Here is a 26,422-nt window from a genome sequence, read left to right as displayed (position 1 = left end):
CTTACAAGTCGGCGATTATAATTTATTTCGTATAGAAATTATATCCCTTAATCCAGAACATGCTCATAACTTTGTTAATTTTCTTGAACCTGAGTCCTTGTCTATGACTTGTTTTTGAATCTTAACGAAGTTATATCAATGAATTCGAAAAACTATGTTTGCGATATATTATATTGCCTCGAAATTAAATGATTGTTCATTTCACTATATAACGCAGTTATATCCGAGGGTTATCAGTTGTTGATAAAGCGATCTTTTCGACGCTTGTTCACCATGAATAAGGTGAACTTCTTTCGGAGGAGTAGGAATACCAGAAACAAACTGTATTAAATCGTCCCTATCCGCATGTGCAGAGTAACCTGACATGGTATGTACTTGAGCCTCCACTCTAACGCGCCTTCCGTCAATCAGTATGTTCTCTTCTCCATCCTGAATTCGCCGACCTAACGTCCCTTCTGCTTGATATCCTGCAAATAGCACATCATTTCTTTTATCTGGCAGCAATGCTTCTAAATAATTGACGACACGTCCACCTTCACACATACCAGAGGCCGCAACCACGATAGCAGCTTCTGCCGTGCTTGCGAGTCGATTGACGAGCTTTAAATGGTCAGTGTGGCTTTCGACGGTAATACATTGATCAAACGCAAGAGGGTGTCGGTGATGCTCGATTCGCTCTTTCGCTTCAGCTCCCCAAAGCTTTTTAAATTGCCGATAGGTAGTAGTTACCTTTTTAGCCAAAGGAGAATCGAGAATAATAGGCAGAGAATCTTGCAAGGCGTGCTCATGAATAAGCTGTTCTATATCAAACAGTAACTCTTGAGTTCTCCCGACGCTAAAAGCAGGTATAACAATTACGCCACCATCCTGAAGTGCATGCTCAATAATAGAAAGCAATCGCCTACTGCGAGACTCAACATCTTCGTGAACTTTATTGCCGTATGTTGACTCGATAAACAAATAGTCAGCTTTTTCAGGCGATACCGGGTCAGGTAGGAGAGGCGTGTTACGAGGTCCCAAATCCCCTGAGAACACAACAACTTCATTGTTTGATAAATGAAACTCAATATATGCAGACCCTAAAATGTGTCCTGCTGGTTGAAAGCGAAGATAGGTATGTTCTTCTATCTCTATCCATTGGGAGTAAGAGCAAGGGCGAATAAGCGTTCGAATAAAATCGAGCAAGCTTTCCCTTTGATGGCGCCTCATGCCTAACTGGAGCTTTAATCCATCTTCTAACATAAGCGGTACGAGCTCAGCGGTGGCTTCCGTACAGTAGATAGGCCCCTTATAACCTGCAGCCAATAGCCAAGGTAGCCGACCAACATGATCGATATGAGAATGGGTTAGAACAACCGCTTTGAGATCAGAGATAGAAAAGTCGATATTCAAACTCTCCTGCTGAGCATTATCTTGACCTTGTAGCAAACCACAGTCGATCAGCACACTTCCATTTTGTAATACGAGCTCGTGACAAGAGCCAGTAACCGTATTTTTCCCACCGTGGTGCAGTACTTTCATAACGAAACGACGTCTTTTCCTTTGTTAACCCACGCTTACGAGTATTTGCTTTCATATATAGCGACACCTCGCGACGTAAAGACGGCTCAGTCAATCGCGCAATGAACAAGGTAAGCAGAAAGTGGTGAATAAGTGAGCGTATTGTAGGCAAGGATAATGAGAGTAAGAAAACAGCAAAACCGAAAGTTTAGAGAGACTTAGATATTCGTCATAAATTTGACTGTGTAGCATTGCAACCTGTTGTGATGCAATTCATATTATTGCAACTATTTTTACTTAGACTTCTGAGATTAACGCGCTAGCTATACAAACATCAGCTATGCCGGAAGGAGTTTAATAATTAGTAAGCCAACAAAAAAAGCGTCACGTTTATGGCGAGTTAAGTGTCAGAAAAAAGACATTTTTTTGCAAGCTTTTTACACGTTCTACTTTTAGTTGCAACGTGTTTACTATACAATTCGTCTCCTGTTTGGAAACGCAACCATTAAACACTACGTCTAAAACTTGCTTCTAGGAGCCAGACCTAGGGGCGGTAGCGTGCCCAAATCATCTGTTAGTCTCTTTCCTAACAGAAGAGAGACCAAGCAAGATAATTTTTAATAATAATAAGCACCTAAGTGCATTTCTGGCAAGATTGATTTATAAAAAACGAGAACTATTACAAATTTATGTAATTCCCTTTTGTCAGAGGGACGCTCAAAGCTAACAAAGTGGCGAGCAAATGTTGGTTAGGCATAGGTTACAATTTAAATCTCCATTTCTCATACCTATCAAAACCAAATACTAGGTTTATAGAAGTACATAACTACCGGCCCAAACCGTTAGTTAGTGTATTCAGCTTTGTATTTGGCCTGCCTATAAAAGGCTGAGAACCGATGACCGTCACGAGCTAGTGTCGGTGGAACTCAGTTACTTACATATTCAATATTAGAAATTAGCGTTTGCAATGCGTTACAACCCACGTTGGCTAATGTGGTTTTGTCACGCCAAAAAATCACCTGCTCATTCTTAGAGTTCGGCGTGTCTAGATACGAGCGAAGCAAGAATCAGCAGTATCGGACCTGTGATGCAATGGAATCCGTAAAGGGAATCAGTCGGATGCGTTATAGATTTACCTCAAACTTATTTAATAACACAGTTGGCTACCATGAATAATGCATATTTATTTGTATTTATTTTGTCGTTCGTTCTACTTTTTGTTATGCGCAAAGTTGCTAAGCGCGTAGGTCTAGTAGATAAACCCAATGCAAGAAAGCTCCACCAAGGAGTAGTACCCCTTGTAGGAGGCATCTCCATTTTCTCTACTATACTGGTCGGGTTCCTTCTGTTCCTACCAATGAATGACAACCTATCACTCTACTTATCTTGTTCGGCTGTGCTTATAGTGCTCGGCGCATTAGATGACTACTACGATGTAAGTTTCAAAATTCGTCTTATTATCCAAGCTGGAATATCCCTTGCGATGATTTACATCGGAGGCCACAGCTTACACGATTTAGGCTACTTAATGGGGAGCGAAACCATTGCCCTTAATGAAGTCGCTGGCGCAGTGATCACCGTTATTGCGGTAATAGGCGCAATTAACGCATTTAATATGGTTGATGGCATAGACGGCTTGCTGGGCGGGTTAGCCTCGGTCACCTTTACAGCATTAGGTATTGTGTTTGCCTACAACGGAAACGAATATTTAGCCACGATCTGTTTAATGATCGTGACTGCGATGCTTCCTTACATCTTCCTGAACTTAGGTTTCCCACTTGGTCGTCGCTTTAAAATCTTTATGGGTGATGCTGGCAGTATGTTTATCGGCTTTACAGTGGTCTGGATGCTGATTCGCGGCACGCAAGAACCAGGAGCGGTAGCCTTCAAGCCAGTCACAGCACTGTGGTTAATAGCTTTACCGTTGATGGACATGGCAACCATTATGATCCGTCGTATTCGTAAAGGTCAGTCACCATTCCAACCAGACAGAGAACATCTACACCATATTTGTCAGCGTATTGGGCTTTCACCAGGTGCAACGTTAATTTTCATCTGTTCGATGGCATCGATTTGTGCTGCGGTAGGCTTGTGGGCTGACTTTACTGATGTCAGTGAATCTACAATGTTCCTTGCCTTTATAATTCTGTTTGCGTGTTATTTCTCTATGATTAGTCATATATGGAGGGTATCGACACTAGTGAAGAAGTTGAGTGATAGAATTAGTTCTAACCCTAATCCGATGAGAAAAAAAATTGGATAGAGCTGTATAAATCACAATGTTAATTTTTAATTGGATGTGGGAAAATTGAAGTTAATCTCTAATGGTATAATAAAAAATATAATATTACTGGCTACAGGCTCTATAATGGCTCAAGCTATTACTTTAGTCTCCTCCCCTATTTTAACTAGAATTTATGGGCCTAGTGAACTCGGTGTTCTTGGTAACTATATGGCAATAATAAATGTGATTATGCCAATATCAGCGCTGTGTTTTCCATTAGCTATTGTTCTTACAAAAAGTGAGGATGAAGCAAAAGAAGTTGCATCTACTGCATCTATTGTATCTTTACTTCTATCATTTTTATCAGCAACTGTCATTGTTTTTATAAAAGATATATATATTCTTCCATTTAATAGCTTTTATCTTTTTTTTATTCCCGTCGTTATTATTTTTTCGACTCAGTTGCAAATATCACAACAACTTTTAATAAAGGATGAAAAGTTTAGAGTTATATCTAAGCTTTCGGTTGTCCATTCGTTTATAATCAATCTTATGAAAATAGTTGGTGGTTTGTTTTATAATACAGCCATTACATTGATTTTAGTATCTAGCTTATCTCCAGGAGTTAACTTCTTACTTCTTCGCCGGTTTTCAAATAATAAAGGCACTCACAATATTTATTGCTTCAAGAAAATATTTATTAGATATTATGATTTTGCCTTTTATAGGACACCTCAAGTATTACTTAATGGCATTTCTAACTCGATACCTATATTTATGCTTACTTATTACTTTGGAGCTAAGTATGCTGGTTTCTATGCCATAGCTAATTCTGTTTTGACAATACCTACTTTGCTAGTGAGTAAGTCTGTTAGTGATGTTTTTTATCCTAAGTTTTCTAAACTAATCAATAGCTCTCCTAGAGAGGCTGTAAAGTTATTCAATATTGCTACACTATCTTTAATTCCTGTAGCCGCAGTACCGCTTATTATATTCGGTTTGTTCTCTCCTGAATTATTTAACTTTGTCTTTGGTTCTGGATGGAGTGTTTCGGGAGAGTATGCCCAGGTAATTGCTCTAGCATCTTTTGTTGCTTTGGTAAGTCGCCCTGCGATTACTGCTATTGCGCCTTTAAAACTACAGAAAAGTTTTCTTATTTTTGAAATTGCTAGTGTAATATTGAGAGTTTTAATATTTTATATTGTTGTTAATGAATCTGGAAAACATCTTGAAGCGGTATTATCTTTCTCTATAGTTAATGCCATGGTTTATTTTCTCATAAGTTTAATGGTATACATGAATGTTAGAAAAAAGATATGAAGGAATAACTAAAAAACAACCCAGAGTAACGGTTTATATCGTCACTAAAGATAGAGAAAAACTACTTAAAAAAGCTGTGGATTCAGTGCTAAATCAAACTTATAAAAATATAGAGTTAATTATAGTCGATGATTGTAGCTCAGATGGAACAAGAGATTATTTAAATGAAATTAAAGAAAAGCACAAAAATGTCAAAGTGATTTTAAATAAAAAAAATGAAGGTGCTTGCTATTCAAGAAATATTGCAATAAAAAATTCTGAGGGAGAATTCATCACAGGGCTTGATGATGATGACTACTTTCTTCCTAATCGTGTTGAGGCTTTTTGGGATAACTACGATCATAGTTATTCCTTTATTTGTTCGGGTTGGAAAGTAGAACCGAATAGTCTTTGGTCAAAATTAAAACACTTAATTAAGTATAAATACGGTGTGATTTGTTTAAATGATCTGTTAGATATGAATCATATAGGAAATCAGATATTTATACATAAGAGTAGATTGTTGAATGTTGGCTTGTTTGATGTAGAACAAAAAGCTTGGCAGGATTATGATCTATGGGTGAGGCTTATAAAGGAATATGGTCCTGCTTATAAACTAAGAAAAGCAACTCAGGTTATGAATGTTGATAGAAGTAGGCAGAGAATAACGACGAATAATAATAAGTATCTTGGTATTGCTCTTTTTTTAAAAAAATATAAGAACCTTATGAACACAAAACAATATAAAAGAAATACTGAACTGCTAAGGAAGGCAAATGTCAGGTAGGAGTTTATTTAATAAAATAAAGTATTTAGTATACTTTATTCTCTTTTTGTTAAGATTTTTGCCAAGTTTTATAAAAGAGCTATTGTATGAAATAATGATGTTTTTTCCAACTAAAGTTGGTGTTTTATTTAGAAGTATACTAGTTATGAGTTTATCTGATTGTGGTGATAACTTGTATATTGGTACGAATGTAAAAATAAAAAACTTTAAAGGATTAAAGATAGGTAGTAATGTTTCAATTCATGAAAACTGCTTTATAGATGCGATAGGGGGAGTGGAAATAGGTGATAATGTCTCTATTGCTCATAATTCATCATTAATTTCATTTAATCATACATATAGCAATAAAGAATTACCAATAAAATATAATACTCTTTTCTTTGATAAAATAATATTAAAGTCGGATGTATGGGTTGGTTGTGGTAGTCGTATACTTGCTGGAAGCTATTTAAATGAGAGAACTATTGTGGCTGCTGGAGCAATTGTTACCAGTCACTTTGAAGGTGATTCAATTATTGCTGGAGTTCCAGCGAAAGTAATAAAAGGAATATAAATGAAAGCATTGTTTGCCCATGATCATCGTTTCCTTCTAAGAAGTGATGGTGTTGCTTTTTCTAAAGGAAAAGTAAATCCAGAAATGTTTGATATATATCTTAACTTTTTAGATTCAATTACTATAGTTTCTAGATTTGAAAAAATTGATTCTGCTTCTGATAACCTAGTTCAGATAAATAATAGCAATTTATCTTTTTATCCATTTAAAAACTTATCTAATGTAAAGGAATTGTTTAATAATAGAAATATTAGTGAAATGTGCGACCTTGTAAGTCAGCATGATTTTGTTATAGCAAGGTTGCCTAGTGAGATCGGTTTACTTGCAGTAAATGCTGCTAATAGAGTAGGTGTAAAGTGTATTATTGAATTTGTTGCATGTCCTTGGGATGGCCTTTGGTATTACGGTGGTATTAAATCTAAATTGTACGCCCCTTATTATTTTTATAGGAATCGTAAAGCTGTTAAGAATGCGAGCGATGTGATTTATGTCACTAGTGATTTTTTACAGAAAAGATATCCTAATAATTTTCACAATATTGGAGTGTCTGATGTATCTATAACCGATGTTAACTTGAATCCTAAGACTATTGCTGCAGATAATAAAATCATATTGGGATTAGTTGGTTCTCTTGATTCACCCCATAAAGGCATAGAGTTAGCAATTAAAGCTATAATTGACTTAAGAGAGCAGGGCTATAATGCCACCTTAAAGATACTAGGTCCTGGAGACAAGAGTAGGTGGGTAACAAAGTTTCCTCACACTACTGATTATGTTGAGTATTCAGGAGTCCTTCCTCCTGGTGAGGCAGTGAGAAGTTGGTTAAGTAGTCTTGATATCTATATACAACCTTCTTATCAAGAGGGGCTACCTAGAGCTATTCTTGAAGCAATGAGTACAGGTCTTCCAGTAGTTGGAAGTGATGCTGGTGGTATTCCAGAACTAATAATGCCTGATTATGTTCACAAGAGAGGTGATTACCTTTCTCTTGTAAAAAATATAAAGTCAATCATTGAATTGGATAGGTATAAAAAAGCTTCAGAATATAGTCTAGATAAAGCAAATGAATTTAAATTAGATAATCTAATCCAAAGGCGAATGTCTTTTTGGAGTAAGGCATTAAGCATTTAGGTACATATAATGAGCGTGGTTTTTATCTTATGTCTTATTTTCTTTATTATGCTGATAAATAAAGTAATATTTAAATCGTATATTACTTTTGAATCTGTTTTACCTTTGTTTTATTTAGTCCTTTTATTTTTTCTATCTTCCGGATTATACCTTGAACGAGAAATTTCAGTTATTTCTTTATCGGTAGTTATATTATTCTCTATCGTTTTTTATGCTGTAAGCTTTTTCACTTTAGGTTTTTGTAATAAAAAATCCTCAACTAATGAAATAGTGTTAAATGAGAAAAGTTTGAGCAGATATTTATCTGCTTTTTCGTTGTTTTTGCTTTTCTATATTGCTTATTATGTCCCAGACGCATTGCAGTTGATGTTGGTGGATTCAATTGCAAACTACAGAAGTTCCATTAACGGTTTTGGAGATGATGGATCTGTTTTATTTGGTAAAGGTATTGAGCTTTTTGTCTATCAATTTTTTTTTAAAGGGATATTAGTTTCAGTCAGTATTGTTTCTTCTGTTATCTTTCATATAAGGAATGTAAAGTTACCCATTTATATCGTTACGTTAGTTATTTTACTGGATTGTATAGTTTCTTTTGGTAGGTTTATTTTATATTATCATTTTGTCACGTTTGTTGTGGTTGGTTTTATATATTCAAAGTTAAATATAAGAAAGCTTTTATTGTCAACATCTTTGTTACTGATTTTTATTGTTGTCTTTACCTTGTTTAGGTTTGAAAACTTTTCAGATTTAGTATCAGTTGTTGTGAGAAATATAGTTGGTTATCATGTTTTTGGGTTTGCTCTTTTTGATTATTATTTGACGGAGAATATGCCTGAAGTTATAGATGTAGATGGCCTTGTTTTCCTTGCTAATTTTCAGTATATACTACAAAAAATTATTAATATTTTCGGTTACAACCTTAATACATTTATGAGTACTGATAATTATCGAGATTTGTCTGAGTTTGTGTTTTTGGGTAAGGATGTTTTTGATAATAATGTTTATGCTAATGCTTTCTATACTAACCTTTTAGATTTTTATCTAGATGCTGGTGTTTTTTCAGTCTTAGTTTATACAGTAATAATTTCATCGTTATATTCTTTTTTACTTTTTAAGGTTAAAAGCGAGAATAGTATTCTGTGTGTATTTTTATTCTCCTATTTGTTTTTAATCGTTTATTTCGGTGTTTTTAATAGTCAGTTACTATTAATGAGAAATGTTTTCTCTTTACTATTTCTTGTTTTTTTATACTTTTTGTTCTTTAAAAAATATAAATGGAGTTTAAAATGAAATACTTAGTGACTGGCGCAGCGGGTTTTATTGGCGCTAAAACCATTGAAGTGCTTTTGAGTAAAGGTGCGAGTGTTGTTGGTGTAGATAATATTAATGACTACTATGATGTTAATCTTAAAGAAGCTCGACTACTGACGATCAATAATAGTGAGCGATTCGAATTTGTAAAGATGGATCTCTCGGATAGACAAGCTGTAGCTGATTTCTTCGCTAACAACCAGTTTGATTGTGTTATCCACTTAGCAGCTCAAGCTGGTGTGAGATACTCTATAGAAAACCCGATGGCCTATGCGGATTCTAACTTAGTTGGTCACCTAAACATCCTAGAGGGTTGCCGACATTCAAAAGTTAAGCATTTAGTTTACGCATCGTCATCTTCTGTTTATGGCTTGAATCAAAAAACACCTTTTGAAACAAGTGATACGGTTGATCATCCAGTTTCTTTGTATGCGGCGACGAAGAAATCAAATGAGTTAATGGCACATTCATACTCTCACTTGTATGACTTACCGACGACTGGATTGCGGTTCTTCACCGTTTACGGTCCATGGGGTCGTCCTGACATGGCTCCTTTTATTTTCACTAAGAAGATATTAGAGGGCGATACAATTGATATAAACAATAATGGCGATATGTGGCGAGACTTCACTTACATTGACGACATTGTTGAAGGTATTGTACGTATTTCTGAGGTTATCCCTCAAAGAAATGACGACTGGACCGTTGAATCCGGTACGCCTGCTTCTAGTTCTGCTCCATATTCTGTTTACAATATCGGTCACGGTAGTCCAGTTAACCTTATGGACTTCATCACGGAAATCGAATCTGCGCTTGGTATTGAAGCGAAAAAGAACTTCCGCGAGATGCAGCCTGGTGATGTGTATAAGACTTATGCTGATACCTCTGATTTATTCGAAGCGACTGGCTATAAACCTCAAGTTGGTCTTAAACAAGGCGTTCAAGCCTTAGTTGATTGGTATCGCGAGTTTTATAAGGTTTAGGTAGTTAGATGAAAACGGTTGCGATTTCAGCAAATACAAGTTGGTATTTATATAATTTCAGAAGAAACACCATTACGGCGTTGTTGGACGCTGGTTATCAGGTTGTAGCTATAGCCCCTAAAGATGATTATTCACCGAAGCTTGAATCACTTGGAGCAAGCTTTTGTCATATCAACATTGACCAAGGGGGTACAAATCCTGTTAAAGATATTGGTACGTTTTTCTCATTTATCAAAATCTTTAAGAGCGTCAAACCCGATGTGGTACTGAACTTTACTCCAAAGAATAATATCTACGGTACGTTAGCTGGGCATTTTGTTGGCTCTAAGTCGGTCAATAATATTGCCGGCTTAGGTATGGTCTTTATTAATGAAGGCCTTACGTCTAAGATTGCCAGATTGCTGTATAAAATGAGCCAATCTAAAGCAAGTAAGATCTTCTTTCAAAATGAAGACGATAAAACGTTGTTTTTGGAGAACCGGTTAGCGCCATCGTATCTTGTTGATCGTTTACCTGGTTCGGGAGCTGATCTCAACCGTTTTCAAGTTAACCCTGCAAATGATGACGGTGTAATTCGCTTTTTATTGATTGCCAGAATGTTGTACGACAAAGGCATTGGTCACTACGTTGAAGCGGCTCGCGCATTGAAGTCTAAACATGGTGATAAGGTTGAATTTCGATTACTAGGTTTTCTTGATGTTAATAACCCTTCAGCTGTCTCTAGTAGTGATATGCAAAAGTGGGTTGATGAAGGCATTGTAAGTTATCTTGGCACTTCTGATTGTGTAGAAGAGGAGATTGCGAAGGTAGATTGCATGGTGCTTCCTTCATTCTATCGAGAGGGAGTACCTAAATCGTTACTTGAAGCGGCGGCAATGGGGAAACCCATAGTAACAACTGACAATGTTGGTTGTCGTGAAACGGTTGACGATGGAGTCAATGGTTATTTATGTACTCCTCGTTCGACAGAGAGTTTAATTGAAAAACTGGATTTGGTGATCAACCTCACTCATCAAGAAAGGTTAACAATGGGACAATTCAGTCGTCAAAAAGTTGAACGAGAGTTTGATGAGCAGTTAGTCATACAAAAATACTTGGACGCAGTGGAAGATTGCTTTCAAAAAGAAAAAACTCAAGCAGAAGGCCTCAGTGCCAGCTAGCAAAACTAAATAAAATAAAGAGTTATGATCAAAAAGATTTCAGTGGATGAAGTAACGATAATTACCCTATCGTTGGCTTTTAGTTGTGGCGTCGCGGCAAACGAATTGCAGACGCTAAATTCTAACCAAAGCTTTAGTGGACTGGTTTTTAACCCTAATGCTCAAGTTAAAGAGTATGGCGACTTTGGTGTATCTTTTGCCCAAGGGCGCCCTTGGCTTGACGAGGTGCAAGGTTTAGATTCTATAAAAGTATCTTTCGGCCTCATTGAAGGGTTAGAGGCTCATGGTAGTATCGTTACTTATGATTATAACTCGAACTGTTTTAAAACAGGCTGTGGCGGTATTCGAGATTTATCATTATCACTGAAGTATCAGGTTCCCAATTTTTGGGGGAATGAGAACTTAGATTTTGCTTTGGGTATGCAAGATGTCGGTGGGGCTGCAAATAAGCTCATGACTAATTTTGCCGTCGCTGATTATACGTTTAATGCACTTCCCTTAAGGGTTTCTGCTGGTTTCGGTCAGTCAGAAGAGCGTTTGATGGGTGTTCTAGATGGCCCTTTTGGTGGCTTTGAATACCAACCTTTTGACTTTGTTCAACTAGTAGGAGAGTACGATTCAGTAGAATTTAACTCTTCTATAAAAGTGTTTACTCCCGATAATTTACTGCCTAATGATATAACCGCCTCATTAAGTTACCAGATTTATTCTGGTCATGAATCGGATGGTTCAAGCGTTTGGAGTGCTGCACTCTCGATGCCATTGATAACGGAATACTCTCGCTCTCGCGACTACGCGAAGAATAATATGACGTTAATGGATCGTTTAGTCGTTGAGCAAAACAAAGCGCAACAAGCGTCAATTTCCTCTTTGGTTAGTGCGTTAAAAAATGAAGGCTTCGTTAATGTTCAAGTGGGCGTATCAAATGGCAAAGTTGTGGTGGCTGTAGAAAACCGCCGCTACAACCATAACCAAGTTGACGGACTAGGTGTCGCTCTGGGTATTGTGTCTAGTCATTTAGGTCAAAATGCGGCGCAAGATATAGGCGTTGCATCGGATCAATTTGAAGTTGTGATGCTTGCCAACCAAAAACCAGTGGTCAGCGTTTTGTCTGACGCTAACTGTTACCAAAGTTTTGTCAATGGTAGCGCAGCTTGTGATGACATTCAGTTTATCACGCGCGATTTACCGGAAAGATTAGACATGGTTGATTGGAAAACGGAGCGAGTTAATTCAGGCACTTTAGATTCGCAGATCGTGCTTTCTCCTATGGTAAGGCATGGTTTTGCAACCGAGTACGGTGTGTATGATTACTCTTTTGCTATGTCTAGCAACTTATACACCTACCTATGGTCTGGCGCGGCAATTGATGTTCGTCATATTTTACCTTTAGCAGAAAGTGACGATTTTGAAGAAGGTGGGTATTTCGAAGACAGCGCGTACGAGAACGAGATTGATCGTGCAATGGTGCATCAGTTCTTCCGTTTACCATATGTCGATATTGCTAACCAGGTCTCTCTAGGCTTGGTTAAGTCGGATTATATCGGTGCGCGCAGCGAATCAGCTTGGTTCTCTCAATCGGGCAACCATGAGTTGGGACTAGAGATGAGCTACTTCCAACATCAAGACGAAAAAGACAAAAATGGTTATGCGAATCCAGACCGCCAAACCTTTTTAACTCGTTATACATTCTCTATGCCGGAGTGGGATTGGCAGTTTAATGCGACTGCTGGAGAGTTTTGGAAGGGGGATGTCGGAGCAAAATTCACGACCTCACATTGGTTTGAGGACATAGAAGTATCAGCAAGTTATCAGGTGACAAAGTTTAATGATACAGACGAAGAGCAGTTTGTCACAGTGTCAGTAAAACTGCCATTAACGCCATGGCGTGATATGTCGCCGGGAGTGATACAAGTTCGTGGTAACGAGGCTTATGATTTCAACGTTACGACACGAGTTGGCAACGATACAAACTATTTGGCAGCAGGCCAGGGTGATGAACTCGTGATGGATAATAGTATGCTTCGCCGCTACTTTAACCGAGGCCGTTATGGTCAAGAGTACTTTGAGCAGAACAAGCTTCGCATTCGCAATGCTTATTTGCGTTACTTGGGTACTCAATTGAATTAAGTTGTGTTGCTAGTTAGGCTTTTAGTTAATCGCCGCACTCTACCGAGAGTGTCGGTGTTTTGATATGCTAGCGTCAGTTAAATAATAGGAAATAAAAATGAAAATTGCTGTAGCAGGCACGGGCTACGTCGGTTTGTCCAATGCCATGTTATTGTCACAAAACCATGAGGTTGTGGCGGTTGATATTATCCAAGAAAAAGTGGACTTGTTGAATGACAAGAAATCTCCAATTGTTGATGCGGAAATCGAACATTTCCTTGCAAATAAAGAACTCAACTTTATCGCGACGCTAGATAAAGAGCTGGCTTACAAAGACGCGGAGTTTGTTGTTATTGCTACACCAACGGATTATGACCCTCAAACGAACTACTTTAATACTTCTTCAGTTGAAGCAGTGATTAAAGATGTGATGGCAATTAATCCAGATGCAGTTATGGTGATTAAGTCGACTGTACCTGTGGGTTATACTGCGCGCATTAAAGAGGAGCTCGGTTGTCAGAATGTTATGTTCTCTCCAGAGTTTCTTCGTGAAGGTAAAGCTCTTTACGATAACCTACACCCGTCTCGCATTATCGTTGGTGAGCGTAGCGAACGTGCAGAGAAGTTCGCTAATCTTTTAATTGAAGGTGCGGTAAAAGAAGACATCTCGGTTTTGTTTACTGACTCTACAGAAGCCGAAGCGGTTAAGTTGTTCTCAAACACATACCTAGCGATGCGCGTAGCTTATTTCAATGAGTTAGATTCGTATGCTGAAGCACACAACCTTGATGCTCGCCAAATTATAGAAGGTGTTGGCTTAGACCCTCGTATTGGCAATCACTACAACAACCCGTCATTCGGTTATGGTGGTTACTGCTTACCAAAAGATACAAAGCAATTGTTAGCAAACTACCAAGAAGTTCCTAATAACATCATTGGTGCAATTGTTGATGCAAACCGCACTCGTAAAGATTTTATTGCAGACTCCATTATCAAACGTCAGCCAAAAGTAGTGGGCATTTACCGCTTAATTATGAAAGCTGGTTCAGATAACTTCCGCGCTTCGTCTATTCAAGGCATTATGAAGCGTATTAAAGCGAAAGGTATTGAAGTAGTGGTTTACGAGCCGGTACTGCAGGAAGATGAGTTCTTCCATTCTGCCGTTATCCGCGATATTGAAGAGTTCAAACAAATGTCTGATGTTATTGTTTCTAACCGCATGGTTGAGGAACTAGCTGATGTGGCTGATAAAGTTTACACCCGTGACCTGTTTGGTAGCGATTAATTAGTCTTTATATTCAAAATAATATAACAGGCTCCCTCAGAGGAGCCTTTTTTTAGTTGGTAATGGTTATGATTAAAAAATGTTTATTCCCTGCAGCGGGCTACGGCACACGTTTCCTTCCTGCAACTAAGTCGATGCCGAAAGAAATGATGCCAGTGGTGAACAAGCCATTGATTGAATACGGTGTTGAAGAAGCGATTGAAGCCGGTATGGACGGTATGTGCATCGTCACCGGTCGTGGTAAGCACTCGTTAATGGATCACTTTGATAAAAACTATGAGTTAGAGCATCAAATTAGCGGTACAAGTAAAGAAGCGCTGCTTGATGATATTCGTTCTTTGATTGATTCTGCGAGTTACACTTACATTCGTCAGCGTGAAATGAAAGGCTTAGGTCACGCTATTCTTACGGGACGTGAACTGGTCGGTGATGAACCGTTTGCTGTTGTGCTCGCGGATGACCTATGTGTGAATGAGGACCAAGGCGTTCTAGCGCAAATGGTTGAGCTGTACAAACAGTTCCGCTGTTCAATCGTTGCGGTACAAGAAGTGCCGGAATCAGAAACGCATAAATACGGTGTGATTGCTGGCGAGATGATCAAAGATGATATCTTCCGCATTGATAACATGGTTGAAAAGCCAGAGCCAGGTACTGCACCTAGCAATCTAGCGATTATTGGTCGCTACATTCTGACACCTGATATCTTTGAACTGATTGAAAATACAGAGCCGGGTAAAGGTGGTGAGATTCAAATCACCGATGCGTTGATGCAACAAGCTCAATCTGGTTGTGTTTTGGCATACAAATTTAAAGGTCAACGCTTTGATTGCGGTAGTGTAGAAGGCTACATTGAAGCTACAAATTACTGCTACGAGAACCTTTATAAGAAAGATTCCAGTGCGGAGCTCGCGAAAAAGCCAACCGTGAAAATTGCTGAGCCAGCGTAAATCGGAACTTCCTATTAGGTACTCCGACGGTACAACACAAACAAAAAGGGATGCATGATGCATCCCTTTGTTATTTTTACTCTCAGTAAAAACGAGATTAAGCTTTTGCTTTTGCCGCTGCTTTAGCGATTGCCGCGAAGCTTTTCGCGTCTAGAGAAGCGCCGCCAACTAGAGCACCGTCGATGTCTGGTTGTGAGAAGTAAGCTTCAGCGTTTTCTGGCTTAACAGAGCCGCCGTATTGGATGATTACTTGTGCTGCAACTGCTTCGTCTTTCGCAGCGATAAGTGCGCGGATAGAAGCGTGGATGCGTTGTGCATCTTCAGCGGTTGCTGCTTTACCAGTACCGATAGCCCAGATTGGTTCGTAAGCGATGATTGCGCCGTTTAGAGCTTCAACACCGTAAGTGTCGATAACTGCGTTGATTTGACGTGCACATACAGCTTCAGTTTCGCCAGCTTCGTTTTGCGCTTCAGATTCACCGATACAGAAAACAGGTGTTAGGCCGTTTTCTTTTAGGAAGTTGAATTTCTTAGCGATAAACTCGTCAGATTCGTTGTGGTATTCACGACGCTCTGAGTGACCGATGATGATGTGAGTAGCACCGAAATCTTTCAGCATTTCTGGAGACATATCGCCAGTGAACGCACCGCTGTTGTTTAGGTCAGTGTTTTGAGCACCTAGGATGATCTTGTTACCGCCTTCAGCGATTACGCGCTCTGCTAGGTCGATGTAAAGTGCTGGTGGAGCGACTGCTACGTCAACACCTTCAACGCCTTCAAGCTCAGCGTTAAGACCAGTTAGCAGCTCAGTTACCATTGCTTTGCTGCCGTTTAGTTTCCAGTTACCCATCACTACAGGACGACGCATAGGAATATCTCCCTTATCTTTAATGTAAATAGTCAATTAATGTAAAAAATCTACGTAGGAATATAACAGAATAATGTGAACAGATCATGATTGGCGTCATGTCTTGTCCGGCTTTCTTTACTGATTCGACCAAGCAGCGATCCTGTTATTTTTGTCAAAAGCAATCGATTGGTGATCACGTAGACAGAATGATAGTTCATTCCTCGGAAATTGCTGCTGAGATTGGTATTACTACGCGCTGGAATTAATAGTTGTAGAAAGGAATCAAAATGCCAAATCTCGTTTTAGAGTATTCAAACTCGGTTGAAGAACGTGTCAATGTTCAGGGGTTGCTGGAGGATTTACATAAAACGGCGTTAGAGAGTGGTCTTTTTGAGCTCGCGTCAGTGAAATCTAGAACGCTCCGGTGCCACAATTGGTTAATAGGAGAGGAGGGAGATAGCCTCGATTTTATCCATATCAACTTTGATTTGTTATCTGGTCGCTCCCAAGAACAAAAGCGAGAATTGTCACGAGCCTTGATGGCGACACTTCAAGAGCAAGCCAGTCACGTGCACAGTTTAACGGTCAATATCCGAGACATGGATATAGATAGCTTCCAAAAGGTATTGAACTAGGTTGCGCTGAATTGCCCGAGAATAGCGAGGGGTTATTGTTACTAATTCTCAGCCTGGCTCTGCTTGTTATATGGGCGTTGTGGGCACCCAAGCTATCGGTGTCCTTTCCAAACTATATCGACTCGGCTAATCTATAACCTTTCTACTTTGGGGTAAAATTTGATGTCGACTAAAGAGTTACTGTTTTCTTTTCAAGGACGTATAAACCGTAAAACCTACTGGATTTGGAACGTCATTTACTATGTGTCCATTCTAGGCTTTGGTGCCGGTATCAGCCAACTGCTTCCTACTCTCTCCTATGTGCTTCTTCCTATTTTCTTGGTGGTTCTGTTGATCCCTGATTTGGCGATCACCACCAAGCGTTGGCACGACCGCAACAAATCGATCTATTGGCTAGCACTGAATATTCCGTTGATTATCGGACGAATTGCCACGCCAATGACCAGCCCTGCCGCGCAAGAGCCGTCGACCCCACAGATGTTCGTTGCTTCCATTTCTCTGATTTGTGGTTTATGGATTCTAATTGAATGTGGGTTCTTAAAGGGAACATCAGGACCAAACCAATATGGCCCTGAGCCGGAGTAATTGCTTCAAGTATCGTGCGTGCTGAAAGTAGATTCTTAGTCTCGCTAAGGCTCGCTAGAATGACGAGCTCTTTTTATTTAGAGGCTCTTAAAGTCATCGTCATTCTGAACAACGAGGGACGAGCGTGATTCAGAATCTATCGTCCGCTTGAGCAGTGTTTAAGCTGAGCGGGAAAGAATAGGAGCTTGCTGTTACTAAATTCTTAGTCTCGCTGAGGCTCGCTAGAATGACGAACTCTTTTTATTTAGAGGCTCTTAAAGTCATCGTCATTCTGAACAACGAGGAACGAGTGTGATTCAGAATCTATCATCCGGTTGAACAGTGGCTAAGCTGAGCGGGAAAGAATAGGAGCTTGCTGTTACGAGATTCTTAGTCTCGCTAAGGCTCGCTAGAATGACGAATTCTTTTGATTTAGAGGCTGTCAAACTCACCGTCATTCTGAACTACGAGGGACGAGCGTGATTCAGAATCTATCGTCCGGTTGAGCAGTGGTTAAGCTGAGCGGGAAAGAATAGGAGTTTACTGTTGGCAGGTTCTTAGCCTTGCCGAGACTCGTTAGAATGACGAATTCTTTTGATTTAGAGGTTGTGAAAGCCATCGTCATTCTGAACAGAGAGGTGCGAGTGTGGTTCAGAATCTATCATCCGGTTGAGCAGTGGCTAAGGTGAGAGCAAAAGAATAGGAGCCTTGTTGTTACGCGATTCTTAGTCTCGCTAAGGCTCGCTAGCATGACGAACGCTTTTGACATAGAGCTTATTAAAGTCACCGTCATTCTGAACAACGAGGAACGAGTGTGATTCAGAATCTACGCATAGAGCGCTCCGAGTTCGAAATAAACTGACTGAGCTTGCGAATTACAATGGAAAAGTAACAGCGAATAATGAAGGAGAATGAATCATCGATAAGACACCTTGCGTTTATATCCTAACGTCAAATAACAACGCCGTTCTCTACATAGGTGTTACCAGTCAGCTGCCCCAAAGAATATGGCAACATAAAAATGGAGTAGTGGAAGGATTTACTAAGAAATACAACGTTCATAAGCTCGTTTACTTTGAGTTATTCGACGATATGGCTAATGCTATAAACCGAGAAAAGCAGCTCAAGCAGTGGAAGCGTGAGTGGAAGTTAGCCTTGGTAAGAGAAACGAACCCTAACTTTCTCGATCTATCTACTGAGTATCAGTAAAAATCATCCCTATCTTTAAACGCATTTAAGCTAACCACATCCGCTTTTTGTGTCGGTGCCGCTTCCCCTTCTAGCGCTGCTTTGAACTTTACGACCTGTTTTTGCAACTCGTTCATCAATACCACATTGGTGTGATGAGGGTTTTTACACGTGCTGATGACTCTATCAATATGGCTTTGTTGAGCCCACAATCTTTCTTTCATATCTTCTGATGCGCTTTCGATCATCTCTTTCGCCATCTCATGACGAAATTGCTCAAAAGCTTCTGGGTCTCGCTCTGCCATTAGAACCATTTCATCGAATGGAGGAAGCGTTTGGGACGGGATATGACGTAGAGTAGACATCGATGCTCTCCAAATCCTTATGGAAATTGCCTTTAGTTACTAAAAGCCTACACCACTAGAAAGAGGAGAGAGGATGAATTCTTCAGCCGTCTCACTTATAAGAGAAGCTTTCAAGCTGGAGATTGAATAAGTGCGGCATGTCGATGTTTGGTTGTGGTGGTTACTGCAGTTGTTGGATGCGGTAAACGCAGCGTCTTTGGCCGCTAATGATGTGTTCGGTACGCTCTACTTTGGTGTCATGTCCAAGTAAAGACTGAAAGACACTCAATTCTGATTGGCACAAGCTTGGGCAGCGAGTTGCGGCTTTACAAATCGGACAGTGATTTTCGATTAAAATAAATCCGTTCTCATCTTTCTCGAGTTCAGCCATATAGCCTTCTTGCTCTCTTAATGTGACGAGTGTTTCTAGTTTGCTTTGCAGAGAGTCGCATTGCTCAAGGTGCTGACGATAACTTTGTAACGTGAGTTTTTCCCTCTCTGATGTGACTTTTTCCAGTCCATCTTTGCCAAAGATATGTTCGACAGCTTCTATAAACTGAATGGTCAACTCACCGTGACGGTCAGCAAATTGCTCATGACCCTTTTGAGTGAGAGACCAATGACGAGCAGGGCGACCAACTTTTACTTTTACGTCATGGATAGAAAGAATGCCATCATCTTCTAAACTTTGCAGGTGCTGACGAGCCCCCATGGTTGTCATACCTAGCTCAGAAGAGAGTTGTTTTGCAGTGACGGAGCCATCACGCTTAACGATTTGCAATATCCTATCTACGGTCTTCATATACCCACCATTTATACGTCAGTACATATTATGCGCGATAGGGTTAGTAAAGAAAAGTGTTGACTTAATTTGAGTGTGGATTTGTAGGGGCTATGTTCATATGAGCCAAGATATGTCGTCATTCTGAACAACGAGGAACGAGGTGATTCAGAATCCATCTTCTGGTTGAGCAGTGGTTAAGGTGACCAGGAAAGAATAGGAGCTTGTTACTACCAGATTCTTAGTCTCGCTGGAGCTTGCTAGAATGACGAGCTCTTTTGATTTAGAGCTTATTAAAGTCACCGTCATTCAGAACAGCGAGAAACGAGGTGATTCAGAATCTATCGTCCGGTTGAGCAGTGGTTAAGGTGACCAGGAAAGAATAGGAGCTTGTTACCACTAGATTCTTAGTCTCGCTGGAACTGGCTAGAATGACGAGTTCTTTTGATTTAGAGCTTATTAAAGTCACCGTAATTCTGAACAACGAGGAACGAGTGTAATTCAGAACCTACTGTCCGGCTGTGCAGTGGCTAAGTTGAGCGGGAAAGAAGCGGAGTTTGCTGTTACCAGATTCTTAGTCTCGCTGGAGCTCGCTAGAATGACGAGTTTTTTCGATTTAGAGCTTGCTATGGTAGCCGTCATTCTGAACAGCGAGGAACGAGGTGATTCAGAATCTATCGTCCGGTTGAGTAGTGGTTGAGGTGTTCAGGAAAGAATAGGAGCTTGTTACTACTAGATTCTTAGTCTCGCTGGGGCTCGCTAGAATGACGAGTTCTTTCGATTTAGAGCGTATTAAAGTCACCGTCATTCTGAACAACGAGGAACGAGGTGATTCAGAATCTATTGCCCGGTTGTGCGGAAAGAAAGGCTCAAGCTCAGACTGAGCGAGAGCCTCGAGAAATGCTTAAAGAATAATATCGCGTACTTCTGGATCTTTACGATCTAAGTAGTGAGTCGATTTGATGCGGCGAATAGTTCGGCATCGACCGCGCACGAGCAGCGTTTCTGTGGTTGCGATATTGCCTTGACGAGAGATACCTTCCAGCAAGTCACCTTTAGTGATGCCTGTAGCTGAAAATACCACATTGTCGCTACGAGCCATGTCTTCCATTTTGAGGACAACATTCGCTTTTACGCCCATTTCATCGCAGCGTTTTAGTTCATCTGCACCGTAAATGCGGTTTTCTTCAGTATCGCCTTTTACCTCATGACGAGGAAGCAGGCGACCGTGCATGTCACCGTCTAGCGCTCGAATTACCGCTGCTGATACAACCCCTTCTGGCGCACCGCCAATACAGTACATCATGTCCACTTCACTGTCTGGCATACAAGTTAGAATAGAGGCAGCGACGTCACCATCAGGCACCGCAAAGACACGTACGCCCATTGCTTGCATTTCTGCAATAACGTTATCGTGGCGAGGTTTCGCAAGGGTAATAACGACTAGGGTATCAAGTGGCTTGTTCAGGGCTTTTGCTACGTTCTCTAGGTTTTCTTTTAACGGCTTTTCTAAGTCAATTACGCCTTTTGCACCAGGGCCAACAACCAGTTTTTCCATGTACATATCTGGCGCTTTAAGAAAGCTGCCTTTCTCACCTGCGGCAAGTACGGCTAGTGCGTTCGATTGTCCCATTGCCGTCATACGCGTCCCTTCAATCGGGTCGACAGCGATATCCACTTCATCACCACCAATACCCACTTGCTCACCAATGTACAGCATTGGCGCATCATCGATTTCACCTTCACCAATGACAATTTCACCACTGATATCTGTTTTGTTCAGTAGCGTGCGCATAACTTCAACAGCTGCGCCATCGGCTGCGTTTTTATCGCCACGGCCAAGCCATTTGTAACCAGCCAGAGCTGCACCTTCAGTCACACGGGAAAATGCCATTGCTAAATCGCGTTTCATGATGTCTCCAAGTAAGCAAGAGGGAAGAAGAATTTGCGCGGCGATTCTATCACAAGGTCGAGTAAACGTTTGCCTTTTTGCGAGGCTTTTACTTTATCTAACTTGAATTTGATCAATACTTAGAGCGATTTTCAGCGTAGCGGGACGCAAAATCCTTGCTCAAAAATGCTTCGGCGACAAGAAAAGTCAGCGTTTAGTGAGATTGCGCTGATTTTTTGACCGAATGATGCAAAATATCGAATATAGTGAGTGTTTCTCATCGCGACGCTGAGTAGAATGAACCTTATATAGGTTAGGTGTGCATCAATCTCGCACATCGTCCCAACGGAATAACATAGGTAGGCCAAGATGTCTTTTGAAGTACTAGAACAACTAGAATCTAAAATTCAAACTGCAGTTGACACAATCACTCTTCTTCAGATGGAAGTCGAAGAGCTGAAAGAAGATAAAGCTAAACTTGCGGAAGAAGCGAACGAGCTTCGCTCTCAACGTGAAGAGCTAGAGCAAAAAGCACAACAAGCACAGCAAGAGCACGCACAATGGCAAGAGCGCATTCGTGCACTACTTGGCAAAATGGACGAAGTGGAATAATTCGGCTTCTTCATTCCAAATTAAAAACACCCGCGTTAAGCGGGTGTTTGTGTTTTAGGGAAGTAGAAAATGTTAAGACAAGGCTAGGCGCTAAGAGCCAAGAGAAGGCCCTATAACTTAGGCGCCTAAGACTCGTTATGCTTCTTCATCCAACTCTAAATCAATATTCAATGGTTCTGGCGACAGGATAATTCCGGTGCTATCAGCATAAATGTAATCTTCTGGAAGGAAGCTAACGCCGCCAAAGTTGACTGGTACATCCAATTCGCCAATACCCTGACTGGTCGCTCCAACAGGAATAGAAGCGAGGGCTTGAATGCCTAAGTTCATATCTTCAAGTTCATCTACTTCACGAACACAGCCGTAAACGACAATGCCTTCCCACTCGTTTTCTTCCGCAATGGTTGCGATTTCTGCATCGATAAGGGCTTTACGTAGGGAACCGCCACCGTCAATTAACAAAACGCGACCAAGTCCATCTTGCTCTAATGTCTCGCGGATCAACGAATTATCTTCAAAACACTTGATGGTGGTGATTTGCCCGGCAAATGAAGCGCGACCGCCAAAGTTACTGAACATTGGTTCAACCACATCTACCTGATCGAGGTAGATATCACAGAGTGCTGAGGTATTGTATTCCATAGCGTACCTTTCTAAACAGAAATTGGTTGTCTTTGAGTATATCTAGGCATTAAGTCAATGCAATGACAATCCTTTTTTAACTTACTAGAGTTTGAGCTACCACAATTGTTGCAAACAAAACGTTGGTGACTAGAGAACATTTCACAATGACTGGCATCATTGGTGCTATTTGAGCAGGCTTTTGTGTATGCCAAACCGCTTTACCATGATCGGCCACGAAATAAATACTAAGTAAGAATGGCAAGCTAATCCAAACGGGTTTGTCTTGAATTAACAAGTAAGCCGCAAAGGCAAGGATAGCTCCGCCAAGTAAAATAAAGTGGTACTGTTTGGCTTTACGTTGACCTAAGCGTACCGCCACCGTGCGTTTACCACACTCTCGGTCGTTCTCTATATCACGCATATTGTTGATATTGAGGACTGCAACAGCGAGTAAACCGCAGCCTAAAGCAGGTAAGAATAGCGTGGTGTCTACGTGACCGGTATGCAAGAAGTAGGTACCGGATACGCCGAGTAAACCAAAAAACAAGAACACTGATATATCGCCAAGCCCCACGTAACCGTATGGTTTGCTACCCATGGTATAAGCAATGGCTGCGAGAATGGCCAAAATTCCCAGCCCGATAAAAGTGACAATGCTTTCCAGTGAACTTAGTGAATAGAAAACTAACACCAAGCCTGAGATTGCGGTCAGAACGATGTTAAAGATAATCGCTTGTTTCATCTGTTTAGCACTTACCGCGCCAGACTGCATCGCTCGTAATGGACCGAGGCGTTTGTCGTTATCTGTGCCTTGAACGGCATCGCCATAGTCGTTTGCCAGGTTGGACAGAATTTGCAGCAATGTCGCGGTTACGAAAGCCATGATGGCAATCGTCAATGAGAAATGACCCGCCGAGTACGCGAGCACGCTACCTGTTAAGATAGAGACCAATGCCAGAGGTAATGTTTTTGGACGAGCGGCTTCAAGCCAGATCTGTAGAGATTGTTTCATGGAAATTTCGTGCTAGTAACCAATGTGCCCAGTATAAGCACAAAGAGGCAGATACGCTATTGACCTAAAACAACTCAACTAGAAGTCAAAGGGCGATTCAGAATCGATCATCCGATTGTGCAGTGGTGAAGGTGAGCGAGGAAGAATAGGCGTCTGTTGTTACCAGATTCTTAGTCTCGCTTGAGCTCGCTAGAATGACGAGACCTTTTTGATTTAGGTGTTGTCAAAGTCACCGTCATTCTGAACAACGAGTGTGATTCAGAATCTATCGTCCTGTTGTGCAGTGGTGAAGGTGAGTGGGAAAGAATAGGCGTCTGCTGTTAGCAGATTCTTAGTCTCGCTTGAGCTCTTAGAGTGACGAGATCCTTTGATTTGGGTGTTGTCTAAGTCACCGTCATGCTGAACAGCGAGGAACGAGTGTGATTCAGAATCGATCATCCGATTGTGCAGTGGTGAAGGGGAGTGGGAAAGAATAGGCGTCTGCTGTTAGCAGATTCTTAGTCTCGCTTGAGCTCGCTAGAATGACGAGATCTTTTGATTTAGATGTTGTCAAAGTCACCGTCATTCTGAACAACGAGGAACGAGTGTGATTCAGAATCTATCATCCGATTGTGAAGTGGTGAAGGTGAGTTGGAAAGAAAGGCGTTTGCTGTTAGCAGATTCTTAGTCTCGCTTAAGCTCGCTAGAATGACGAGAACTTTTGATCTAGATGTTGTCTAAGTCACCGTCATTCTGAACAGCGAGGAACGAGTGTGATTCAGAATCTATCATCCGATTGTGAAGTGTTACGGTGAGAGAGAAAGAATAGGCGTTTGCTGTTAGCAGATTCTCAGTCTCGCTTGAGCTCGCTAGAATGACTAGGCCTTTTAATTTAGATGTTGTCTAAGTCACCGTCATTCTGAACCGCGAGGAACGAGTTTGATTCAGAACCTATCGTCCGGTTGTGAAGTGGTTAAGGTGAGTTGGAAAGAATAGGCGTCTGTTGTTACCAGATTCTTAGTCTCGCTTGAGCTCGCTAGAATGACGAGACCTTTTGATTTAGATGTCGTCTAAGTGACCGTCATTCTGAACAGCGAGGAACGAGTGTGATTCAGAATCTATCGTCCGGTTGTGAAGTGGTTAAGGTGAGTTGGAAAGAATAGGCGTGTGCTGTTACCAGATTCTTAGTCCCGCTTGAGTTCGCTAGAATGACGAGAGCTTTTGATTTAGATGTTGTCAAAGTCACCGCCATTCTAAACAAAAAGCCCAGAAACAAGGTTCTGGGCTTTGGTAAAATAGATTGCGATTAAAGAATAAAGCGGCTTAGATCTTCATCTTCAATCGTGTCGCCTAAGCGTGCTTTCACATAAGCGGAATCAATAACGAATTTAGCGCCAGATTGCTCCGCTGCGTCGTAAGAGATTTCATCCATTAAGCGTTCCATAACGGTGTGTAAGCGACGAGCACCGATGTTTTCTGTGCTTTCGTTGACCGTCCATGCCGCTTCCGCGATTTGCGTGATGCCGTCTTCTGTGAATTCGATGTCCACATCTTCCGTTTTCATCAACGCAACGTACTGCTCTGTTAGAGAGGCTTTTGGTTCTGTCAGAATGCGTTTGAAGTCGTTGCTGCTTAGTGCTTCTAGCTCAACACGAATTGGTAGACGACCTTGCAATTCTGGGATCAAGTCAGATGGTTTTGCCACTTGGAATGCACCAGATGCAACAAACAGAATGTGGTCTGTTTTTACCATGCCGTGCTTGGTTGATACCGTGCTGCCTTCAATCAATGGAAGTAGGTCGCGCTGAACACCTTCGCGTGAAACGTCTGGGCCTGAGTTCTCGCCGCGTTTACAGATCTTGTCGATCTCATCGATAAATACGATGCCGTTGTTTTCAACGTTGAAAATCGCTGCTTCTTTTAGCTCTTCTTGGTTTACCAGTTTCGCCGCTTCTTCTTCCGCTAACGCTTTCATTGCGTCTTTGATTTTCAGCTTACGTTTTTTCTTAGTGTCGCCTGCCAGGTTTTGGAACATGCCTTGCAGCTGGTTAGTCATCTCTTCCATACCAGGAGGCGCCATGATCTCTACGCCCATCTGAGGTGCGGCTACGTCGATTTCAATTTCTTTATCGTCTAGTTGGCCTTCACGCAGTTTCTTACGGAAGATCTGGCGAGTGTGAGAAGACTCTTCCGTTTGCTCTGCTTGACCCCAGCTATCACGTGCTGGTGGCAGTAGCGCATCAAGAATACGTTCTTCCGCTTGCTCTTCTGCGCGGAATTTCACTTTCTCCATCGCTTGTTGATGCGTCATTTTCACAGCGACATCTGTTAGGTCACGGATGATGGTTTCAACTTCTTTACCAACGTAACCCACTTCGGTGAATTTTGTCGCTTCAACTTTGATGAAAGGGGCATTTGCCAGTTTTGCGAGGCGTCGTGCGATTTCAGTCTTACCAACACCAGTAGGGCCAATCATCAAGATGTTTTTTGGCGTCACTTCGGCACGCAAGCTTTCTTCAAGCTGCATGCGGCGCCAGCGGTTACGAAGTGCAATCGCAACCGAACGCTTGGCTTTTTCTTGACCGATAATGTGGCGGTTCAATTCATGAACGATTTCGCGAGGCGTCATTTCAGACATATTCTTTCCTTACTT

At 41.0% G+C, this 26,422-nt stretch carries 23 protein-coding genes; 15 read left to right on the top strand and 8 right to left on the bottom strand.

Annotated elements, in window-relative coordinates; genetic code table 11:
- Positions 1–204 precede the first annotated feature (204 nt).
- Positions 205–1,521, bottom strand: coding sequence for an MBL fold metallo-hydrolase (locus R7Q38_RS16310; RefSeq protein WP_318114292.1), 1,317 nt, complete (start codon positions 1,519–1,521; stop codon positions 205–207).
- Positions 1,522–2,668: 1,147 nt separating this feature from the next.
- Between R7Q38_RS16310 and wecA the strand changes: the two genes are divergently transcribed.
- The 11 genes from wecA to galU all read left to right on the top strand — a co-directional run bounded on the left by wecA (position 2,669) and on the right by galU (position 15,289).
- Positions 2,669–3,763, top strand: coding sequence for a UDP-N-acetylglucosamine--undecaprenyl-phosphate N-acetylglucosaminephosphotransferase (wecA, locus tag R7Q38_RS16305; protein WP_318114291.1), 1,095 nt, complete (start codon positions 2,669–2,671; stop codon positions 3,761–3,763).
- Positions 3,764–3,808: 45 nt separating this feature from the next.
- Entirely contained in the window at positions 3,809–5,044 is a 1,236-nt protein-coding gene (locus R7Q38_RS16300; protein WP_318114290.1) for a lipopolysaccharide biosynthesis protein, read from the top strand.
- Positions 5,025–5,810: a glycosyltransferase gene (locus tag R7Q38_RS16295; protein WP_318114289.1), complete on the top strand. Its 786-nt coding sequence runs from the start codon at positions 5,025–5,027 to the stop codon at positions 5,808–5,810. Before R7Q38_RS16300 ends, R7Q38_RS16295 begins: the two co-directional genes overlap by 20 nt.
- A complete protein-coding gene (locus R7Q38_RS16290; RefSeq protein ID WP_206948645.1) occupies positions 5,800–6,363 on the top strand; it encodes an acyltransferase in 564 nt (187 codons plus the stop codon). The genes R7Q38_RS16295 and R7Q38_RS16290 overlap by 11 nt, the downstream gene beginning before the upstream one ends.
- Positions 6,364–7,494, top strand: coding sequence for a glycosyltransferase family 4 protein (locus tag R7Q38_RS16285; RefSeq protein WP_318114288.1), 1,131 nt, complete (start codon positions 6,364–6,366; stop codon positions 7,492–7,494). It begins immediately after the preceding gene.
- A 9-nt stretch (positions 7,495–7,503) separates the two neighbouring features.
- Entirely contained in the window at positions 7,504–8,784 is a 1,281-nt protein-coding gene (locus tag R7Q38_RS16280; protein ID WP_318114287.1) for an O-antigen polymerase, read from the top strand.
- Positions 8,781–9,788, top strand: coding sequence for an NAD-dependent epimerase (locus R7Q38_RS16275; RefSeq protein ID WP_005384851.1), 1,008 nt, complete (start codon positions 8,781–8,783; stop codon positions 9,786–9,788). The genes R7Q38_RS16280 and R7Q38_RS16275 overlap by 4 nt, the downstream gene beginning before the upstream one ends.
- Positions 9,789–9,796: 8 nt before the next feature.
- A complete protein-coding gene (locus tag R7Q38_RS16270; RefSeq protein ID WP_258638274.1) occupies positions 9,797–10,948 on the top strand; it encodes a glycosyltransferase family 4 protein in 1,152 nt (383 codons plus the stop codon).
- Between the two features lie 24 nt (positions 10,949–10,972).
- On the top strand, positions 10,973–13,078 hold the full coding sequence (locus tag R7Q38_RS16265; RefSeq protein WP_318114286.1) for a YjbH domain-containing protein: 2,106 nt from the start codon (positions 10,973–10,975) through the stop codon (positions 13,076–13,078).
- A 97-nt stretch (positions 13,079–13,175) separates the two neighbouring features.
- Positions 13,176–14,342 carry a nucleotide sugar dehydrogenase gene (locus R7Q38_RS16260; RefSeq protein WP_262674596.1) on the top strand — a complete coding sequence of 389 codons (1,167 nt, stop codon included), beginning with the start codon at positions 13,176–13,178 and terminating at the stop codon, positions 14,340–14,342.
- A 68-nt stretch (positions 14,343–14,410) separates the two neighbouring features.
- Positions 14,411–15,289, top strand: coding sequence for a UTP--glucose-1-phosphate uridylyltransferase GalU (galU, locus tag R7Q38_RS16255; protein ID WP_021487153.1), 879 nt, complete (start codon positions 14,411–14,413; stop codon positions 15,287–15,289).
- 97 nt (positions 15,290–15,386) lie between these two features.
- On the opposite strand, the gene tpiA is transcribed toward galU, so the two are convergent.
- Positions 15,387–16,157 carry a triose-phosphate isomerase gene (gene tpiA, locus R7Q38_RS16250; RefSeq protein WP_005384863.1) on the bottom strand — a complete coding sequence of 257 codons (771 nt, stop codon included), beginning with the start codon at positions 16,155–16,157 and terminating at the stop codon, positions 15,387–15,389.
- A gap of 269 nt (positions 16,158–16,426) precedes the next feature.
- Here tpiA and R7Q38_RS16245 point away from each other — a divergent pair, with 269 nt between their 5' ends.
- From R7Q38_RS16245 to R7Q38_RS16235, 3 genes are all read left to right on the top strand, one after another.
- Positions 16,427–16,774: a 5-carboxymethyl-2-hydroxymuconate Delta-isomerase gene (locus tag R7Q38_RS16245; protein ID WP_054866030.1), complete on the top strand. Its 348-nt coding sequence runs from the start codon at positions 16,427–16,429 to the stop codon at positions 16,772–16,774.
- A 162-nt stretch (positions 16,775–16,936) separates the two neighbouring features.
- Positions 16,937–17,359, top strand: coding sequence for a DUF805 domain-containing protein (locus R7Q38_RS16240; RefSeq protein WP_005384868.1), 423 nt, complete (start codon positions 16,937–16,939; stop codon positions 17,357–17,359).
- Positions 17,360–18,253: 894 nt separating this feature from the next.
- Positions 18,254–18,547 (top strand): GIY-YIG nuclease family protein, encoded by a 294-nt coding sequence (locus R7Q38_RS16235; RefSeq protein ID WP_025768346.1) that lies wholly within the window; start codon positions 18,254–18,256, stop codon positions 18,545–18,547.
- Here the strand turns inward: R7Q38_RS16235 and R7Q38_RS16230 are convergent.
- The 3 genes from R7Q38_RS16230 to glpX form a co-directional block, all read right to left on the bottom strand.
- Positions 18,541–18,891, bottom strand: a complete 351-nt coding sequence (locus R7Q38_RS16230) for a DUF3135 domain-containing protein (protein ID WP_239938882.1) — start codon at positions 18,889–18,891, stop codon at positions 18,541–18,543. The two genes, R7Q38_RS16235 and R7Q38_RS16230, sit on opposite strands and share 7 nt — an antisense overlap.
- 160 nt (positions 18,892–19,051) lie before the next feature.
- The gene (locus R7Q38_RS16225) at positions 19,052–19,672 is read right to left on the bottom strand and encodes a helix-turn-helix transcriptional regulator (RefSeq protein WP_213885605.1); all 621 of its coding nucleotides are present in this window, start codon (positions 19,670–19,672) and stop codon (positions 19,052–19,054) included.
- An 883-nt stretch (positions 19,673–20,555) separates the two neighbouring features.
- Positions 20,556–21,563: a class II fructose-bisphosphatase gene (gene glpX, locus R7Q38_RS16220; RefSeq protein ID WP_047101877.1), complete on the bottom strand. Its 1,008-nt coding sequence runs from the start codon at positions 21,561–21,563 to the stop codon at positions 20,556–20,558.
- A gap of 348 nt (positions 21,564–21,911) precedes the next feature.
- Between glpX and zapB the strand changes: the two genes are divergently transcribed.
- The gene (zapB, locus tag R7Q38_RS16215) at positions 21,912–22,154 is read left to right on the top strand and encodes a cell division protein ZapB (RefSeq protein WP_005379536.1); all 243 of its coding nucleotides are present in this window, start codon (positions 21,912–21,914) and stop codon (positions 22,152–22,154) included.
- Between the two features lie 135 nt (positions 22,155–22,289).
- Here the strand turns inward: zapB and rraA are convergent, their stop codons facing one another.
- The 3 genes from rraA to hslU all read right to left on the bottom strand — a co-directional run bounded on the left by rraA (position 22,290) and on the right by hslU (position 26,407).
- Positions 22,290–22,796, bottom strand: a complete 507-nt coding sequence (gene rraA / locus R7Q38_RS16210; protein ID WP_005379537.1) for a ribonuclease E activity regulator RraA — start codon at positions 22,794–22,796, stop codon at positions 22,290–22,292.
- 76 nt (positions 22,797–22,872) lie between these two features.
- Positions 22,873–23,790, bottom strand: a complete 918-nt coding sequence (locus R7Q38_RS16205) for a 1,4-dihydroxy-2-naphthoate polyprenyltransferase (protein WP_005383178.1) — start codon at positions 23,788–23,790, stop codon at positions 22,873–22,875.
- 1,285 nt (positions 23,791–25,075) lie between these two features.
- Positions 25,076–26,407, bottom strand: coding sequence for an HslU--HslV peptidase ATPase subunit (gene hslU / locus R7Q38_RS16200; protein ID WP_239938881.1), 1,332 nt, complete (start codon positions 26,405–26,407; stop codon positions 25,076–25,078).
- Between the last annotated feature and the right edge of the window lie 15 nt (positions 26,408–26,422).

Origin of the sequence: Vibrio sp. Vb0598, from assembly GCF_033338935.1 — a bacterium.
Taxonomy (GTDB): Bacteria; Pseudomonadota; Gammaproteobacteria; order Enterobacterales; family Vibrionaceae; genus Vibrio; species Vibrio alginolyticus.
The sequence above is the reverse complement of the archived record's forward strand: the minus strand, read 5'-3'. Positions and strand labels throughout refer to the sequence as shown.